Origin of the sequence: Kribbella jejuensis (genome assembly GCF_006715085.1) — a bacterium.
Lineage (GTDB): Bacteria > Actinomycetota > Actinomycetes > Propionibacteriales > Kribbellaceae > Kribbella > Kribbella jejuensis.
In genome coordinates this window covers 1,114,316-1,129,334 of the sequence record NZ_VFMM01000001.1, presented here as the reverse complement: position 1 = coordinate 1,129,334, position 15,019 = coordinate 1,114,316, and the positions used below count along the sequence as shown (strand labels likewise).

Here is a 15,019-nt window from a genome sequence, read left to right as displayed (position 1 = left end):
GGCGAGGGGTCCGGTGACGGACCTGGCGTTGGGACCCAGGTGGTTCCGGCGACGGCGGCGGAGCAGATGTGCCGAGCGAAGCCCCGGCAGCGCGTCCGTGACGACGAGGGGCCCGAGCAGTGAACGACGTGTCGCCGATGGATGCCGCCTGGATGCGGCGTGCCGTCGAGCTGGCCGCACGTGGCATCGGCAGTACCCATCCCAACCCGGTCGTGGGTTGTGTGATCACCGCGAGCGACGGCCATCCGGTCGGCGAAGGGTTCCATGCCGTTGCCGGCGGCCCGCATGCGGAGGTCGAGGCGCTCCGGATGGCCGGTGCCCGCGCCCGCGGCGGTACGGCGTACGTGACGCTGGAGCCTTGTAATCACACCGGCCGCACCGGGCCGTGCGCGGACGCGCTGATCGAGGCGGGCGTCGCGCGCGTGGTGTACGCCGTACCCGATCCGAACAGGACGGCCTCCGGTGGCGCGGAGAAGCTGCGCAGCAAGAACATCGAGGTTGTACAGGGCCTGCTGCAGTCCGAGGCGGAAGCCGTCAACCACGTGTGGCTGCACAGCGTCCGGGTCGGGCGCCCGTTCGTCACCTGGAAGTTCGCGACCACGCTGGACGGGCGGTCCGCGGCGCCGGACCGGACGAGCAAGTGGATCACCGGCCCGATCGCGCGCGCCGACGTCCACCGCAAGCGCGCCGAGTGCGACGCGATCGCCGTCGGTACGCAGACCGTGCTCGACGACGACCCCGAACTCACGGTCCGGGACGAGAACGACGTACCGGCGCCGCGGCAGCCGTTACGTGTGGTGGTCGGCGACCGCGAGGTCCCGGCGGCCGCGCGGGTCCGCAACGACCGAGCTGAGACGCTACTGCTGCCGACCCACGATCCCGCCGAGGTGCTCCGGCAGCTCGACGACCGGCAGATCCGGCACCTGTGGCTCGAAGGCGGCCCGACGCTCGCGGCCGCGTTCCTGCGCGCCGGCCTGGTCGACCAGATCGTCGCGTACGTCGCCCCGGCCGTCCTCGGTTCAGGGTTCGCGGCGGTCGGCGACCTCGGCGCGGAATCGATCGACCACCTGCGGCGGTTCAAGCTAGCGGACGTCACCCGGCTCGGGAACGACGTCCGGTTGACCCTGGTTCCTCTGGGAGGAAAGTAGATGTTCACCGGCATCATCGAAGAACTCGGCACGGTCGAGTCCCTGGACCTCGACGGGGACGCCGCGCGGCTTACCGTCCGCGGGCCGCGGGTCACCGAGGACGCGGCACACGGCGCGTCGATCGCGGTCAACGGCTGTTGCCTCACGGTGGTGGACTACGGCGGCGGCGTGTTCACCGCGGACGTGATGCGCGAGACGCTGCAGCGCACCAGCTTGGGCGGCCTCGAGAAGGGCTCGCCGGTCAACCTCGAACGCGCGGTCGCCGCGCACGAACGGCTCGGCGGGCACATCGTCCAGGGCCACGTCGACGGTACCGGCACGATCGCCTCGCGGACGCCCGGCGAGCGCTGGGAGGACGTCCGGATCGCGACCTCGCCGGAGATCCTGAAGTACGTCGCCGAGAAGGGATCGATCGCCATCGACGGGGTGTCGCTGACGGTCACCGACGTGGACGACGACACCGGCACGTTCGGGGTCAGCCTGATCCCGACGACGCTGGAGCTGACCGTGCTCGGATCGAACCAGGTCGGCGACACGGTGAATCTGGAAGTCGATGTGATCGCGAAGTACGTCGAACGCCTGCTGACCGCGGGCGCCATCCCCTCTTCTGTTGCTGGAGGCAACAAGTGAACCCGATCAACTGGCTGCTGACCTCGCAGGTCACGATCGCCGGCTCGCCGGTACTGGTGCGGGAGATCGTCGGCAACGTGTTCGGCCTGGCCAGCGCGCTGTTCGGGATGCGCCGCCTGGTCGCGGCGTGGCCGGTCGGCATCGTCGGCAACGTGCTGCTGTTCACGGTCTTCGTCGGCGGCATCTTCGACACCCCGCAGGACAAGGACCTCTGGGGCCAGGCCGGCCGGCAGGTGTTCTTCGCACTGATCAGCCTGTACGGGTGGTACCGCTGGTACCAGACCCGTCATCACGGTGCGACCGCCGCGGTCCAGCCGCGGTGGGCGACGATGCGGGAGCGGCTCGAGCTGCTCGGTATCGGCGTGGTGCTCTACGCGATCGCGTACTTCGTACTGAAGGCGCTCGGCTCGTGGGGCCCGCAGTGGGACGCGTGGATCCTCACCGGGTCGATCCTGGCGACGTACGGGATGGCCCGCGGGTTCGTCGAGTTCTGGCTGATCTGGATCGCCGTCGACGTGGTCGGCGTACCGCTGCTGGTGCAGGCGAAGTTCTACCCGTCGGCGACCATGTACGTGGTGTACGGGCTGTTCTGTGTGATCGGGTTCGCGTCCTGGTGGAAGATCCAGAACCGCGAGCGGGCCGCAGCCCCCGAGGCAGTGGTGGTGGGCTGAGATGGGCTCGTTGAGGCTCGACACGATCGAGGAAGCGATCCACGAGATCCGCGCCGGCCGCGCGGTGATCGTGGTCGACGACGAGGACCGCGAGAACGAGGGCGACCTGATCTTCGCCGCGTCCAAGGCGACGCCGGAGTTGCTGGCGTTCCTGATCCGGTACAGCTCCGGCGTGGTGTGCGTGCCGATGGAGGGCGCCGAGCTCGACCGGCTCGGGATCCCGTTGATGACGCCGCACAACCGCGAGCGGATGCGTACGGCGTACACGATCTCCGTCGACGCCCGCGACGGGATCAGTACCGGCATCTCGGCGGCGGACCGCGCGCGGACGATCCGGGTACTCACAGATTCCGCATCGGAGCCGTACGATCTGGTCCAGCCCGGACACGTGTTCCCGTTGCGCGGCCGCGAGGGCGGCGTACTCGTCCGGCCCGGCCACACCGAGGCGTCGATCGATCTCGCCCGGATGGCCGGCCTGACACCGGCCGCGGTGATCTCGGAAATGGTGAACGACGACGGGACGATGAAGCGCGGGCCGGAGCTGCGCGAGTTCGCCGACGAGCACGGGCTGGTCCTGGTCTCGATCGACGACCTGATCCGGTACCGGCGGCGTACCGAATCGCAGATCCAGCGGGTCGCGACGACGACGCTGCCGACGCAGTACGGCGATTTCGTTGCCCACGGCTACCGCAACGTCGTGGACGGTTCTGAGCAGCTCGCGCTGGTGCGGGGTGAGCTCGGCGACGGGCCGACGTTGGTGCGCCTGCACTCCGAGTGCCTGACCGGCGACGTGTTCGGGTCGCTGCGGTGCGACTGCGGACCGCAGTTGGACGAGGCGATGCGGCAGGTCGCGGCCGAGGGCGGGGTCGTGGTTTACCTGCGCGGGCATGAGGGGCGCGGGATCGGGCTGCTGCACAAGCTGCAGGCTTATGAGCTGCAGGACGCCGGGCGGGACACCGTCGACGCGAACCTGGATCTCGGTCTACCGGCCGACGCTCGCGACTACGGGACCGGGGCACAGATCCTGGCCGACCTTGGCGTGAAGTCGGTGCGGCTGTTGACGAACAACCCTGACAAGCTCGCGGGCGTCCAGGGGTACGGCATCGAGGTCGTCGAGCGGCGCGGGATCTCGATCGACCCCACCGAACACAACCTGCGGTACCTGCGCACCAAGCGCGACCGGATGGGCCATCACCTCCCCGATGGCCTGCTGACCGAAGAGAACGGAGCCGTCTGATGTCGGGCAGCGGAGCACCCACCATCGAAGCCCCCCGCGCCGAAGGCGCCCGCGTCGCCATCGTCGCCGCCCTCTGGCACCCGAAGGTCACCGACGGTCTGCTTGCCGGTGCTCTGCGCGCGTTGGAGGACTCCGGCGTCACCGACCACACGGTGATCCGCGTACCCGGCTCCTTCGAGCTGCCCGTCGCTTCGTTGCATGCGGCAAAAGCCGGGTACGACGCTGTGGTCGCGCTCGGTGTGGTGATTCGTGGGGATACACCGCACTTCGAGTACGTCTGCCAAGCGACCACAGACGGTCTGATGCAGGTCGGTGTAAGCACCGGCGTACCGGTCGGCTTCGGCGTCCTCACCTGCGACAACGACCCCCAGGCCCTGGACCGCGCCGGCCTCCCCGACAGCCGCGAAGACAAAGGCTACGAAGCCACCCAAGCCGCCCTAGCCACACTGACCGCAGTCCGCCAACTGGTTTAGCCGCCCCTGGCGGGTTATTTCATCGCTGCCCTGCTACAACCCGCCACCGGCGAAGTAGCTCGGCAGCGGCCGGGCAGCGCGAGTGCTCACTTCAGGCGCGTGTGTTCCATGTACCAGTTGGTGGTCCACGTTTGGCCGGCGTCGGTGGAGAAGGACTGTTCCCAGGCGGCTTTGTCGGTGCCTGGGGTCCAGAGGAAGCGGACGTCGATGGGTTGGCCCTCCCAGGTGTCGGGGCCTTCGAAGACTCCGGTGCCTTCGGAGAATGCGCCGATGACGGGGGTTTCGAGTTGGCCGCGGGTGCTGTTGATCCAGTGGATGGACCAGGTCTCGGCGACCGGGTCGTACAGGCGGAAGGTCGCTCCGCGGAAGCCTTCGCTCGGGAACCAGCCTTCGTCGAAGCTGATCGCCCCGTCGAAGTACGTCGTCGCCTCCATCGTGGCCTCGTGTTCGTACCAGGTGAACGGCTCGCCCAGCACAGGCCGGCGGCGTCGGTTGTGGAAGGCCCAGCGCCCGACCAGGAAGTCGAAGTCGTCGGTGAGCTTCGGCAGCTCCAAGGACGGCGGCGGAGTGGCCCGGCGGGTGAAGTCCATGATCCAGTTGGTCTCCCACGTCAGACCGCCGTCGGGGGAGAACGCCTGCTCCCAGTGCGCGGTCTCGTCGGTGATGTCGGACCACTCGTAGCTGCACAGGATCGGCTTGCCGTCCAGCGTGTCCTCTCCGACCAGCCGGCAGCTCGACCCGTCCGCGGCCCAGCCGCCGCGCACCGGCGGGTACAGCTGCATGGTCCGGCTGTCGACCCACCAGATGCTCCACTCCTGCGCGATCGGGTCGAACAGCCGCAGCGACAATCCGTACGAGCCCTTCGTCGGGAAGCGCATCTCGTCGATGCTGATCTGGCCGTCGAAGTACGTCCGCGCCGTCGTGGTCCCGTCGTACTCGAGCCACTCGGCGCACCCGGCGAGCGCCTGCTTCAGCGTCCGGTGGCGTACGTCGAAGTACCCGTTGAGGAAGTCGAAGTCCCCGGTCACCTTGTCCCATGTCATACGCCAAGCGTCCGAGCAATACCTGACAACCCATGGCAGCGATCGGGACTAACCTCGGAGTATGCGTTCGAGCCGGCTCCTGTCGATCCTGTTGCTGCTGCAGACGCGCCGGCGGCTGACCGCGCGGGAGCTCGCGGATGAGCTCGAGGTGTCACTGCGGACGATCTACCGTGACGTCGAGGCGCTCGCGGCTGCCGGCGTGCCCGTGTACGCCGACCAGGGCCGCGCAGGCGGGTACCGCCTGGTGGAGGGCTACCGCACCCGCCTCACCGGCCTCACCGAACAAGAGGCGGCCGCCCTCTTCCTCGTCGGTATGCCGGGAGCCGCCGCCGCGCTCGGCCTGACCGCAGAGACGAGTGCGGCCGAGCTCAAGCTCCTAGCGGCACTCGCACCGGACCAACGCGACCGGGCTGGGCGTTTGAAGAACCGCTTCCACCTCGACCTGCCCGCCTGGTACCAGGACGCCGAGAACTCGCCACAGCTCGCAGCCGTCGCCGACGCGGTGCTCCACGATCGCCGCGTGAAGGTCCTGTACCGCAGGTGGGAGGAGCCCCGCGAGGTCGAGCGCCTCCTCGAGCCGTACGGTCTCGTACTCAAGAACGGAGCCTGGTACGTCGTCGCCGCCACACCCACCGGACTACGGACATACCGGGTCTCCAACATCCTCGAACTCACCCCGACGCAGGAGGAGTTCGAGCGCGCCGAGGACTTCAACCTGGAGCAGTTCTGGCAGAACCACCTGGAGGGGTTCGACCGCGTCCGTTTCACCGCGGATGCAGTCGTCAGAGTGTCTGCAGGACTCGCTCAGAGGATGTACGACGTCTCGTTCCCCGCACTGGTCAAGGCGGTCGCGGCCGCCGTCCCGGAGCCGGACGGGAGCTTTGTGGTGACGATCCCGATCGAGTCCGTACCGAACGCAGCCGCCACGCTCAGCCGCTTCGGTGACGCAGTAGAAGTACTGGAACCGCAGGAGCTCCGCGTAGAACTCAAACAGCTCGGCCAGAAACTGGCCGACCTCTACTCCTGAGCCAGCTCCCCGTTCGCCTGCTCCCCGGCAGCAGCGGTACGCCGCAGGAAGTCGGCGATCAGCGAGAGCTCGGTCTCGCTGTAGTCCGCGAGTACGTCGTCCATCGCGCCGATCATCGGCTGGTACAGCCGGATCACCTCGGACCCGCGATCGGGGAGCAGCCGGATCGTCACGCTGCGCCGGTCCGTCTGCCCGCGGTCGCGCGCGATCCAGCCGCCGCGTTCGAGCCGGTCGAGGATCCCGGTCAGCGTCGCCGGGTGCAGTCCTGCCTGCCGCGCCAGGGCGCTCGGCGTGAGCGGGCCGCTGCGGGCCAGCACGTCGAGGCAGTCGAGGTCGACGTCCTTGAGTGCCAGCCTGCCGCCGACCTGGTGGTTGAACAACGCGAGCTGGATCCGCAGGTCGCGGATCGCCGCCTTGATCTCGTTGCCGGCCCGCCGACGGTGGCGCGCGTCACCTGTTTGTGTCTGTTCCATATCTTATGAGTTCCGTACTATATGAGTTGGAGATCAGAATTACGGTAGCGCACAGGAGGCGTCCGATGAGGATCACGGTGTTCGGCGCGACGGGCGGGATCGGCGGTCACGTCGTCCGGCAGGCACTCGACGCGGGGCAGAAGGTGACGGCGGTGATCCGCGCGTCGTCCGCGTTCGAGTTGGAGCATCCGTCGCTGGACGTGGTGCGGGTGCCCGGTCTGGACTCGGCGGAGCCGCTGCGCGAGGCGGTCGACGGCAGTACGGCGGTCATCTCGGGCGTGGGGCCGCGCGGTCGCAAGGACGGGCCGGTCGCGTCCCGGAGTACGAAGTCGATCCTGGCCGCGATGGAAGCGGTCGGGGTACGGCGGTTCGTGGCGGTGAGCGCCGCGCCGATCGGGCCGGTGCCGGCGGACTTCCTGAACCGGCGGGTGATTTTCCCGCTGATCAACCTGTTCGCCGCCGACGTGTACGCCGACCTGCGGGTGATGGAGGCGGCCATCATGAGCAGCGCGACCGACTGGACGATCGTGCGGCCGCCGAAGTTGAACAGTAGGGCGCTGACCGGGCACTACCGCACCGAGATCGGCGGGACCGTCAACGGCGGGTACTTGATCTCGCGGGCTGACGTGGCGCATCTGATGTTGTCGGTTCTCGACAACCCGGCGACGATCGGCCAGCCGGTCGGCGTGGGCTACTGATGACGCGGATCGTGCGTGGTGTGAGCCTGCTGTTCACCGGGTTGTTCAGCGGGTTCCTGCTGTGCGTGCTGGTGTTGGAGACGTCGTTGCGTGGCTTTGACGGGTCGGTCTACACGCAGGTGCGGGTGGTCGAGTTGGACTCGTTGGACAAGCTCGCTGCGGTGACGCTGATCCCGGCGTTTGTTGCGACGGTCGTGGTTGCGGTTCGGAGCCGGGGGAGTGCGCGGCGCATGGTGCTGGCGGCTGTCGCGCTGCTGGTGGTTGTGTTCGTGACGACAATCGTGGTGAATCTGCCGATCAACTCGGATCAGCTGTCATGGTCGGTGCAGCAGCCGCCGTCGGACTGGGCATCGGTCCGGGATCGTTGGCAGTTGGCGCATCTGGTCCGGACGGTGGCGGCCGTGGTTGCCTTCGGCGTGTTGTTATCGGAGCAGGTCGTGGGGGACCGCGTGGGCCTTGTGGTTGTTGAAGCCGGTCGTGGTGTGGGCCATCGTCAGTGAGTTGAGGAGCGCCTCCTCGACGGATTCGGTGACGGCTTGAAACGGGGCCCGGAGGTCGCGCTCGGCGTACGTCGCCGTACGGCTCGTGCTGAACGCGATCGCGTAGTCGCCGCTGCCCGGCGCGTAGTCCGAGCCGACCCGAGCCATCGCGAAGACCGCCCGCCGAGCCAACCGCCCGAGCTGCCGCGAGTCGAGCGGCAGATCGGTCGCCACCACGATCATGCACGAGTTGCCGTCAGCATCAATCGGCGGAGCAGGCACAGGTCGCCCGAGCACGGTCAACAATCCGGAGAAGTTCGCCTGCACCAACACACCAACCGTGTACCCGCCGGCGGGTGAGGTGCGGAGCGTCCGGGAGGCGGTGCCGATGCCCGCTTTGAAGCCTAGGGCGGTGGTGCCGGTGCCTGCTCCTGCGCATCCTTCGGCAGGAAGGTCGGAGGTGGCGTTGTCCAGCGCGTTGTGTACGTGGGCGGGGGTGATCGGGCGGCGGCGGATGTCTGACAGGTGGCCGTCGTTGGTTTCGCCGACGATCGGGTTGAGGCTGGTGGCTTGCGGGTTGCGGTCGAGCAGCCAGGTGAGGAAGGCGTCCGCGACCCGGAACGTACTGAGAGTGCCGGTCAGCAGGATCGGGGTTTCGATCACGCCGAGCTCGTCCACCTGAGTGGTCCCGATCAGCTTCCCGTATCCGTTGCCAACAGCAACCGCCGCGGGCAGCGTCGTCTCCCAGCCGGACGGGACGATCGCGGTCACCCCGGTGTTCAACCCGTCCCCGGTGATGGTCGTCTGACCGACCCGCACCCCGGGCACGTCGGTGATCGCATTCAACGGCCCGGTAGGCAAAGTACCGACGACAAGACCCAGCTCCCGAATTCTCCGCGGACTCTGCATACAGATCCTCAGCCGCGCTCGGCAGGGCCCAGCGGCGAGCGGTCGCCGACGAACCACAGGTGCCCGAACGGGTCCAGGAACGAGCCCTGCCGATGGGTGCCCCACGGTACGGCGTGATCGCGGACCGGGTCGAAGCTGCCGTCGGCCCCGGCCTCGACGGCCCGCGCGACGAAGGAGTCCGGATCGTCGACGAACACCTCGACCCGGACCGTCGGTGCCCCGGTGTCGGCGGGTGTCTTCCAGATGTTGTTCCCCGGCTCGCCGAGGAACAACGGCGCGCCGCCGACGCTCAGCCCGATCACGCTGCCCAGGTTCCACAGCTCGACCGCGCCGAGTGCCCGCGCGTACCACGCCGCGGCCGCCGGAGCGTCCTCGACGGCCAGCATCACCGAGATCTCCATCCGTTCAGTATGGTCCGCCCACCGGACCTGGCCGCCCGGCTCCTGGACGCGCCCCGTAGGCTTGGCCGCGCGATGAAGACTTTTGACGAGCTGTTCGCCGAGCTGGGAGAGAAGGCGCGGACGCGGCCGGAGGGTTCCGGGACCGTGGCGGCGCTGGATGCCGGCGTGCACGCGATCGGGAAGAAGCTGGTCGAAGAGGCCGCCGAGTCCTGGATGGCCGCCGAGTACGAGGGCAAGGAGCGCGCTGCGGAGGAACTGTCGCAGCTGCTGTACCACGCCCAGGTGATGATGCACGCGCTCGGCCTGGACCTCGAGGACGTGTACCGACATCTGTAGGAGCCGCTCCCGCAGATCACCGGTTCACCTCCAGGAAGGGCAGTTGCCATGCTGCGCGTCGCAGTACCGAACAAGGGCTCGCTGAGCGAGGCCGCCACCGAGATGTTGTCCGAGGCCGGCTACAAGCAGCGCCGGAGCACCAAGGACCTGACGCTCACCGACTCGGCCAACGAGGTCGAGTTCTACTACCTGCGCCCGCGCGACATCGCCGTGTACGTCGGCGAGGGCACGCTCGACGTCGGGATTTCCGGCCGCGACCTGGTGCTCGACTCGCACGCGGACGCGGACGTGATCATGGGCCTCGGGTTCGGGTCGTCCACGTTCCGGTTCGCCGGCCGCCCGGGCGTCGCGGACTCGATCAAGGACCTGTCGGGCAAGCGGATCGCCACGTCGTACGCCGGGGTGCTCCAGGACCACCTTGCCGAGAACGGTGTCGAGGCCTCGGTGGTACGGCTGGACGGTGCCGTCGAGTCCGCCGTACAGCTCGGCGTCGCGGACGTGATCGCGGACGTCGTCGAGACCGGTACGACGCTGCGCCAGGCGGGGCTCGAGGTGTTCGGCGACCCGATCCTGCAGTCCGAGGCCGTCCTGATCAAGCGGCACGGCGTCGAGACTCCGCCGAACGGTCTGCAGCAGCTGGTACGGCGGCTCGAAGGCGTACTGATCGCGCGCAACTACGTGATGATGGACTACGACATCCGCGCCGAGGACGTCGACGCGGCCACCTCGGTCGCGCCGGGGCTGGAGTCGCCGACGATCTCGCCGCTGCACCGCCAGGGCTGGGTCGCCGTCCGGGTGATGGTCCAGCGGGCCGAGGCGCAGCGGCTGATGGACCAGCTGTGGGAGGTCGGAGCGCGTGCGATCCTCACCACCGATATCCACGCCTGCCGGATTTGAGATGGCCTCCCGGGACCGGTTGCTGACCTTCCATCCCTGGATCGTGACCGGGATGTCCGCCGGCATGGGGCTGTCGCTGATCGCGGTATTCGGGGTGATCTGGTTCCGGCTGTCGCCGTCGGACCGGGCCAGCTTCGACTGGTTCCAGCGGATCACATTGCTGGCGTTCTTCGGGGCGGTGCTGTGGATCCTGTACCGGATGTCGACGCTGCGGGTGACCGCGTACCCGGACCGGCTGCGGGTGCGGAACGTGTTCCGGTCGTACACGTTGAAGTGGTCCGAGGTCACCGCGCTGCGGTTCCGGCCCGGTGACGCGTGGCTGCAGTTGTTCGATGCCGAGGACAACCGGATCGGGATCCTCGCGGTGCAGGCGTCCGAGGGTACGCGGGCGACGCGCGCTGCCAAGGAGCTGGCGGCGGTCGCCCGCGAGCACGGGGCCGGGGCTAGGCCGACACCTGAAAGGTAGTCGTGTGGGACTCGCCCGGTTGCAGGACGATCAGGTCGTCGCCGGTGCTGAAGGCGTTCGGTGGGCAGGTCATCGGTTCCACTGCCAGGGCTGAGCGGCCTACCGGTTCGCCGGTGAACAGTTGCATCCATTTGGTGTTGCTGGTCAACACGGAGCGAGCTCCGGTGTCGGGGTCGGTGAGGGTGACGGACCACTCGCCGTCGAGTCCGGTGAAGGCGTTGTCGATCACGGTTGAGCCGATCAGCCGGCCGCCGCGGAAGTCGTACGGCGACCCTGCTACTGGAACCGAACCCGTCGGTGCCATCCGGTCCGACAGTTCCAGGCGCTCGGCTGCTTCGAACTCGAGTACGCATTCGTCGAGCTGTCGTCCTACCGTCAGATACGGATGTGCACCGTAGCCGTACGGCGCCGCGGTCCGACCGATGTTGGTAGCGGTTGCCGTGACCTGCAGCTGATCTGTCAGGTGGTAGGTGACCCGGAGGTCGAGTTGGTGGGGGTAGCCCGGCTCGCCGTGGAGGCGGTGGGTGACGGTGGCCGTCGACTCGTCGGAGCCGTCGTCGAGGCGTTCCCAGTTGGCCCACCGGGTCAGGCCGTGGATCGCGTTCCGCCGGGCCGGCTCGCTCAGCGACAGGTGCTGCGTGACGCCGTTGAACGTGTACTCGCCGTCGGTGATCCGGTTCGGCCACGGGAACAGGTGCTGCCCGATGCCGGCGTGCGCCAGTTCGTCCTCCCCGTAGGCGAGCAGAACCGGCCGCCCGTCGTACGTGAGCCCGCGCAACCCACCGCCGACGCTCACCACGGTCGCCTCGTACCCGCCGCCGCGCAGGATCCATTGTTCGCCCGAAGGCAAGACACTCATGCGCCAATCCTCACCCAGCATGTCCATCGGAGGCGAGCCCGTTCGTGGTGATGCTGTAGACAGGCTGCCGAGGAGGTACGACGTGAAGTACGTGCTGCTGATCAACGCCGGTGAGCTCGACCCGGACAACGCGCCGGTGGGGTGTGAGCCGGAGGACTGGATGCGGTTCGACAAGGAGATCCAGGACGCCGGCGTGGTGGTCGCGTCCGAGTCGCTGGCCGACCTGGTCACCTCGACCCGCGTCCAGGTCGCCAACGACGGGAAGCGGACCGTGGTGGACGGCCCGTTCGCGGAGACCCGGGAGGTGCTCGGCGGGTTCTACGTGATCGACGTACCGGATCTGGACGTCGCGCTCGATTGGGCCGCGAAGTGCCCGGGGTCGCGGGGCGGCGGATCGGTCGACGTCCGGCCGGTCGCCGACTTCTGAGATGCGGCAGGTCGAGGAGGTCTTCCGGGAGGAGCGCGGCCGGTTGCTGGCCGCGCTCGCCCGGCGGTTCGGCGATCTCGACCTGGCCGAGGAGGTCACGTCGGAGGCGATCGAGGCGGCGCTGACCCGCTGGCCGGTCGACGGCGTACCGCCGAACCCGGGCGGCTGGCTGATGACCACGGCCCGGCGCAAGGCGGTCGACCGGCTCCGGCGTGACCAGGTGTACGCCGCGAAGCTCGCGGTCCTCCAGGTCGAGGCGGATCGCTCCGCGCCGCAAGCCGCCGGCGACGAGCTCCCCGACGAACGGCTCCAGCTGTTCTTCACCTGCGCCCATCCCGCGCTGGCACCTGAGGACCGCGGCGCGCTGACGCTGCGCTGCCTCGCCGGGCTGACCACACCGGAGGTCGCCCGCGCGTTCCTGGTCCCGACCGCGACGATGGCGAAACGGATCGTCCGCGCGAAGAAGAAGATCCGCGAGGCACGGATCCCGTTCCGCGTGCCCGGTCCGGACGAGCTGCCCGAGCGGCTGCCCGGCGTACTGCAGGTGATCTACTCGGTCTTCACCGAGGGGTACGCCGCCAGCTCCGGGCCGTACCTGCAACGCCTGGACCTCGCGGAGGAAGCGATCCGCCTGGCCCGGATCCTGCACCGCCTGCTCGCGGACGCACGCGAGGTCACGGGCCTGCTCGCGCTCATGCTCCTCGTCCACGCCCGCCGCGACGCGCGCAGCGATCCGGACGGCAAACCGGTCCTGCTCGAGGATCAGGACCGCTCGCGCTGGGACCACGAGATGATCGCCGAAGGACGCGACCTCGTGGTCACGGCCCTCGCCGACGCCGGCCCCTACGCGGTCCAGGCCGCGATCAACGCCGTCCACGACGAGGCCCCCGACTTCGCGAGCACCGACTGGCCGCAGATCGTCCAGCTGTACGACGTACTCCTGCGGCTCGAACCGTCGCCGGTGATCGCGCTGAACCGGGCCGCGGCGATTGCCTTCCGCGACGGCCCCGCCGAAGGGCTGGCGCTCATCGACGACCTGAAGAGCGACCCGCGCCTGCAGGACTACTATCCGTACGCGCTGGCTCGTGCCGATCTCCTCCGCCGCCTCGGGCGTTTGCCTGAGGCAATCACCGCGTACGAGCAGGCGATCGCGAAGGCCGGCTCCGAACCGGAACGTGCGCAGGCCCGTGACCAGCTCGCCGCCGTGGTGCAGACTGCCCGCATGGAGACCGTTTACGAAGCGGCGGGTGGGGCGGAAGGCATGCAGCGGCTCGCGGCCGCGTGGCACGAGCGGGTGATGGCCGACGAGGTGGTCAGCCACGCGTTCCACGGCGGGGCGAAGCCCGATCACGTCGAGCGGCTGGCGACGTACTGGGGTGAAGCGCTCGGCGGCCCGCCGGCGTACACGACGACGTACGGCACCGAGGCCGAGGTGCAGCGCCGGCACGCCGGGAACGGCGAGCACGACGAGATGAACCGGCTCGCGATCGCGTGCTTCGACCAGGCGATGACCGACGCGGACCTCACCGACTCGCGGCTACGGCAGGTCCTGCACGACTACTTCGCCTGGGCCACCTTCAACACGATGTACCGGCATCGCACCGAGGACATCGACGACGATCAGGCCGTGACCCGGTGGTCGTGGGACGGGCTTCAGGACGCCGCGGAGTCGTGAGGCGGTAACGCGACCGAGGTCGCGACCAGTTCCAGCGAGGAGTCGTACGGCGTCGACGGGTCGCCGTCGACGATCACGTGGGCGCGGGACCGGGTGCCCTGCTCGGCGAAGTGGTCGCGCTCCCAGCGCATCCACTCGAGCCAGTGGTCGCGGAGCGCCTCGCCGTCCCGCTCGATCCCGCGGTCCAGGCGGACCTGGTTGGACGTCTCGACCCACAACCGCAGCGACTGCCAGTGCGCCGCGTCCCGGTCGCAGGCGGTGACGCCCTCGACGATCAGCAGGTCGACGGTGTTCGGTACGACGTGCAGCTCGGCGTACGCGCCCTGGTACCAGTCGTAGCGGCGGTAGCGGCCCTCGCGGCCGTCCGCCAGTCGCTGCAGGACGTGGTCGCGGAGCAGGGCGAAGCCGCGCTCGGCTCCGGTCCAGCCGTCGTACAGGTCGTCCATGTGGATGACGTACGTGTTGAGGTCGCGCAGTTTCGCGCGGGCTTCGAGGCGGGCGGCCAGCGTCGTCTTCCCGGAGCCGGCCGGTCCGTCGATGCCGATCAGTCTGGTCCGGCCCAGGCGCGGGGGGCCGGCCTGAACGTTGTCCAGCAGCGAGTCGATGGTCAGCGGCGAGGCCTTCTCAGTTGATTCCATGGCGCTTCAGGATGTCCTCGATCTCGTCGAACTCCGACGATTCCTGCTGCTTCGCCTTCCCCTTTGACGGCTTGGCAGCTTTGGCGGTCGTGGCTGACGCCGGCGCGGGGCCTGTGGTCGTCAGCTGACCCGCGGGCGAGGCGGGCTTCTTCTGTGCCTTCTCCTTCTGGGCCTTCTCCTTCGGGCTCCGGCCGCGGGCGACGCCGGACACGACGTACAGCACCACAGAGACACCGAACAGCGCGACGCCGGCCCAGACGGTCGGCGAGAAGATCAGGTGAGCGGCCCAGCTCACCACCGAGCGCACGACCTCCCACAGCACCTTGAGCAGGCCGGTCATGTACAGCGACACCGGCAGCAGCGACCAGGCTACCCCGCGCGTCCCGGCCGCGAGCCCGCGGCGTCGCCACGCGAACCACGAGCCGATCAGTCCGAGCAGCGTCAAGCCTGCGCAGAGCGGCAGGAGCGTCGAAGCGTCGTAAGTAGGCACATGTCCAGGCTCGCACAGATGGCCCGCGAACCAAGGGGGGAA

20 protein-coding genes are annotated in these 15,019 nt (G+C 69.0%); 13 read left to right on the top strand and 7 right to left on the bottom strand.

Annotation, left to right across the window (positions count from 1 at the left end; genetic code table 11):
• Positions 1 to 137 precede the first annotated feature (137 nt).
• The 5 genes from ribD to ribH are packed head-to-tail and all read left to right on the top strand — an operon-like array spanning position 138 to position 4,159.
• The gene (gene ribD, locus FB475_RS05415) at positions 138 to 1,148 is read left to right on the top strand and encodes a bifunctional diaminohydroxyphosphoribosylaminopyrimidine deaminase/5-amino-6-(5-phosphoribosylamino)uracil reductase RibD (RefSeq protein WP_337678213.1); all 1,011 of its coding nucleotides are present in this window, start codon (positions 138 to 140) and stop codon (positions 1,146 to 1,148) included.
• Complete coding sequence (locus tag FB475_RS05410; RefSeq protein ID WP_141853113.1) at positions 1,149 to 1,778, top strand: riboflavin synthase; 630 nt, start codon at positions 1,149 to 1,151, stop codon at positions 1,776 to 1,778.
• Complete coding sequence (pnuC, locus tag FB475_RS05405) at positions 1,775 to 2,449, top strand: nicotinamide riboside transporter PnuC (protein ID WP_141853111.1); 675 nt, start codon at positions 1,775 to 1,777, stop codon at positions 2,447 to 2,449. The genes FB475_RS05410 and pnuC overlap by 4 nt, the downstream gene beginning before the upstream one ends.
• A 1-nt stretch (position 2,450) precedes the next feature.
• A complete protein-coding gene (locus tag FB475_RS05400) occupies positions 2,451 to 3,686 on the top strand; it encodes a bifunctional 3,4-dihydroxy-2-butanone-4-phosphate synthase/GTP cyclohydrolase II (RefSeq protein ID WP_141853109.1) in 1,236 nt (411 codons plus the stop codon).
• Complete coding sequence (ribH, locus tag FB475_RS05395) at positions 3,686 to 4,159, top strand: 6,7-dimethyl-8-ribityllumazine synthase (protein WP_141853107.1); 474 nt, start codon at positions 3,686 to 3,688, stop codon at positions 4,157 to 4,159. Before FB475_RS05400 ends, ribH begins: the two co-directional genes overlap by 1 nt.
• Before the next feature lie 86 nt (positions 4,160 to 4,245).
• Here the strand turns inward: ribH and FB475_RS37155 are convergent, their stop codons facing one another.
• Positions 4,246 to 5,202, bottom strand: coding sequence for a hypothetical protein (locus tag FB475_RS37155; RefSeq protein WP_202878260.1), 957 nt, complete (start codon positions 5,200 to 5,202; stop codon positions 4,246 to 4,248).
• A gap of 61 nt (positions 5,203 to 5,263) precedes the next feature.
• Between FB475_RS37155 and FB475_RS05385 the strand changes: the two genes are divergently transcribed.
• Positions 5,264 to 6,229 (top strand): helix-turn-helix transcriptional regulator, encoded by a 966-nt coding sequence (locus FB475_RS05385; protein ID WP_141853105.1) that lies wholly within the window; start codon positions 5,264 to 5,266, stop codon positions 6,227 to 6,229.
• Here the strand turns inward: FB475_RS05385 and FB475_RS05380 are convergent.
• The gene (locus FB475_RS05380) at positions 6,220 to 6,702 is read right to left on the bottom strand and encodes a MarR family transcriptional regulator (protein WP_141853103.1); all 483 of its coding nucleotides are present in this window, start codon (positions 6,700 to 6,702) and stop codon (positions 6,220 to 6,222) included. The genes FB475_RS05385 and FB475_RS05380 overlap by 10 nt on opposite strands.
• 65 nt (positions 6,703 to 6,767) lie before the next feature.
• Between FB475_RS05380 and FB475_RS05375 the strand changes: the two genes are divergently transcribed.
• The gene (locus tag FB475_RS05375; RefSeq protein ID WP_141853101.1) at positions 6,768 to 7,400 is read left to right on the top strand and encodes an NAD(P)-dependent oxidoreductase; all 633 of its coding nucleotides are present in this window, start codon (positions 6,768 to 6,770) and stop codon (positions 7,398 to 7,400) included.
• Positions 7,401 to 7,420: 20 nt separating this feature from the next.
• Positions 7,421 to 7,900 (top strand): anthrone oxygenase family protein, encoded by a 480-nt coding sequence (locus tag FB475_RS05370; protein ID WP_238331972.1) that lies wholly within the window; start codon positions 7,421 to 7,423, stop codon positions 7,898 to 7,900.
• Here FB475_RS05370 and FB475_RS05365 read toward each other — a convergent pair.
• Both FB475_RS05365 and FB475_RS05360 read right to left on the bottom strand, forming a co-directional pair.
• Positions 7,823 to 8,707, bottom strand: coding sequence for a P1 family peptidase (locus tag FB475_RS05365; protein ID WP_238331971.1), 885 nt, complete (start codon positions 8,705 to 8,707; stop codon positions 7,823 to 7,825). The genes FB475_RS05370 and FB475_RS05365 overlap by 78 nt on opposite strands.
• Before the next feature lie 89 nt (positions 8,708 to 8,796).
• Entirely contained in the window at positions 8,797 to 9,189 is a 393-nt protein-coding gene (locus FB475_RS05360) for a VOC family protein (RefSeq protein WP_141853095.1), read from the bottom strand.
• 72 nt (positions 9,190 to 9,261) lie between these two features.
• Here FB475_RS05360 and FB475_RS05355 point away from each other — a divergent pair, with 72 nt between their 5' ends.
• From FB475_RS05355 to FB475_RS05345, 3 genes are read left to right on the top strand one after another with little or no spacing between them, the layout of a single operon-like run.
• Positions 9,262 to 9,525, top strand: coding sequence for a phosphoribosyl-ATP diphosphatase (locus FB475_RS05355; protein WP_141853093.1), 264 nt, complete (start codon positions 9,262 to 9,264; stop codon positions 9,523 to 9,525).
• A gap of 48 nt (positions 9,526 to 9,573) precedes the next feature.
• Positions 9,574 to 10,422, top strand: a complete 849-nt coding sequence (gene hisG, locus FB475_RS05350; protein ID WP_141853091.1) for an ATP phosphoribosyltransferase — start codon at positions 9,574 to 9,576, stop codon at positions 10,420 to 10,422.
• A 1-nt stretch (position 10,423) separates the two neighbouring features.
• Entirely contained in the window at positions 10,424 to 10,888 is a 465-nt protein-coding gene (locus FB475_RS05345; protein ID WP_141853089.1) for a PH domain-containing protein, read from the top strand.
• On the opposite strand, the gene FB475_RS05340 is transcribed toward FB475_RS05345, so the two are convergent.
• Complete coding sequence (locus tag FB475_RS05340; protein WP_141853087.1) at positions 10,866 to 11,747, bottom strand: aldose 1-epimerase family protein; 882 nt, start codon at positions 11,745 to 11,747, stop codon at positions 10,866 to 10,868. The two genes, FB475_RS05345 and FB475_RS05340, sit on opposite strands and share 23 nt — an antisense overlap.
• 82 nt (positions 11,748 to 11,829) lie before the next feature.
• Here FB475_RS05340 and FB475_RS05335 point away from each other — a divergent pair, with 82 nt between their 5' ends.
• Together FB475_RS05335 and FB475_RS05330 are read left to right on the top strand one after the other, a co-directional pair.
• Entirely contained in the window at positions 11,830 to 12,174 is a 345-nt protein-coding gene (locus FB475_RS05335; protein ID WP_141853085.1) for a YciI family protein, read from the top strand.
• Position 12,175: 1 nt separating this feature from the next.
• The gene (locus FB475_RS05330) at positions 12,176 to 13,849 is read left to right on the top strand and encodes a DUF6596 domain-containing protein (RefSeq protein ID WP_141853084.1); all 1,674 of its coding nucleotides are present in this window, start codon (positions 12,176 to 12,178) and stop codon (positions 13,847 to 13,849) included.
• Here FB475_RS05330 and FB475_RS05325 read toward each other — a convergent pair.
• Both FB475_RS05325 and FB475_RS05320 read right to left on the bottom strand, forming a co-directional pair.
• A complete protein-coding gene (locus tag FB475_RS05325; RefSeq protein ID WP_141853082.1) occupies positions 13,828 to 14,487 on the bottom strand; it encodes a uridine kinase family protein in 660 nt (219 codons plus the stop codon). The genes FB475_RS05330 and FB475_RS05325 overlap by 22 nt on opposite strands.
• Complete coding sequence (locus FB475_RS05320; protein ID WP_141853079.1) at positions 14,474 to 14,977, bottom strand: hypothetical protein; 504 nt, start codon at positions 14,975 to 14,977, stop codon at positions 14,474 to 14,476. The genes FB475_RS05325 and FB475_RS05320 overlap by 14 nt, the downstream gene beginning before the upstream one ends.
• Positions 14,978 to 15,019 lie beyond the last annotated feature (42 nt).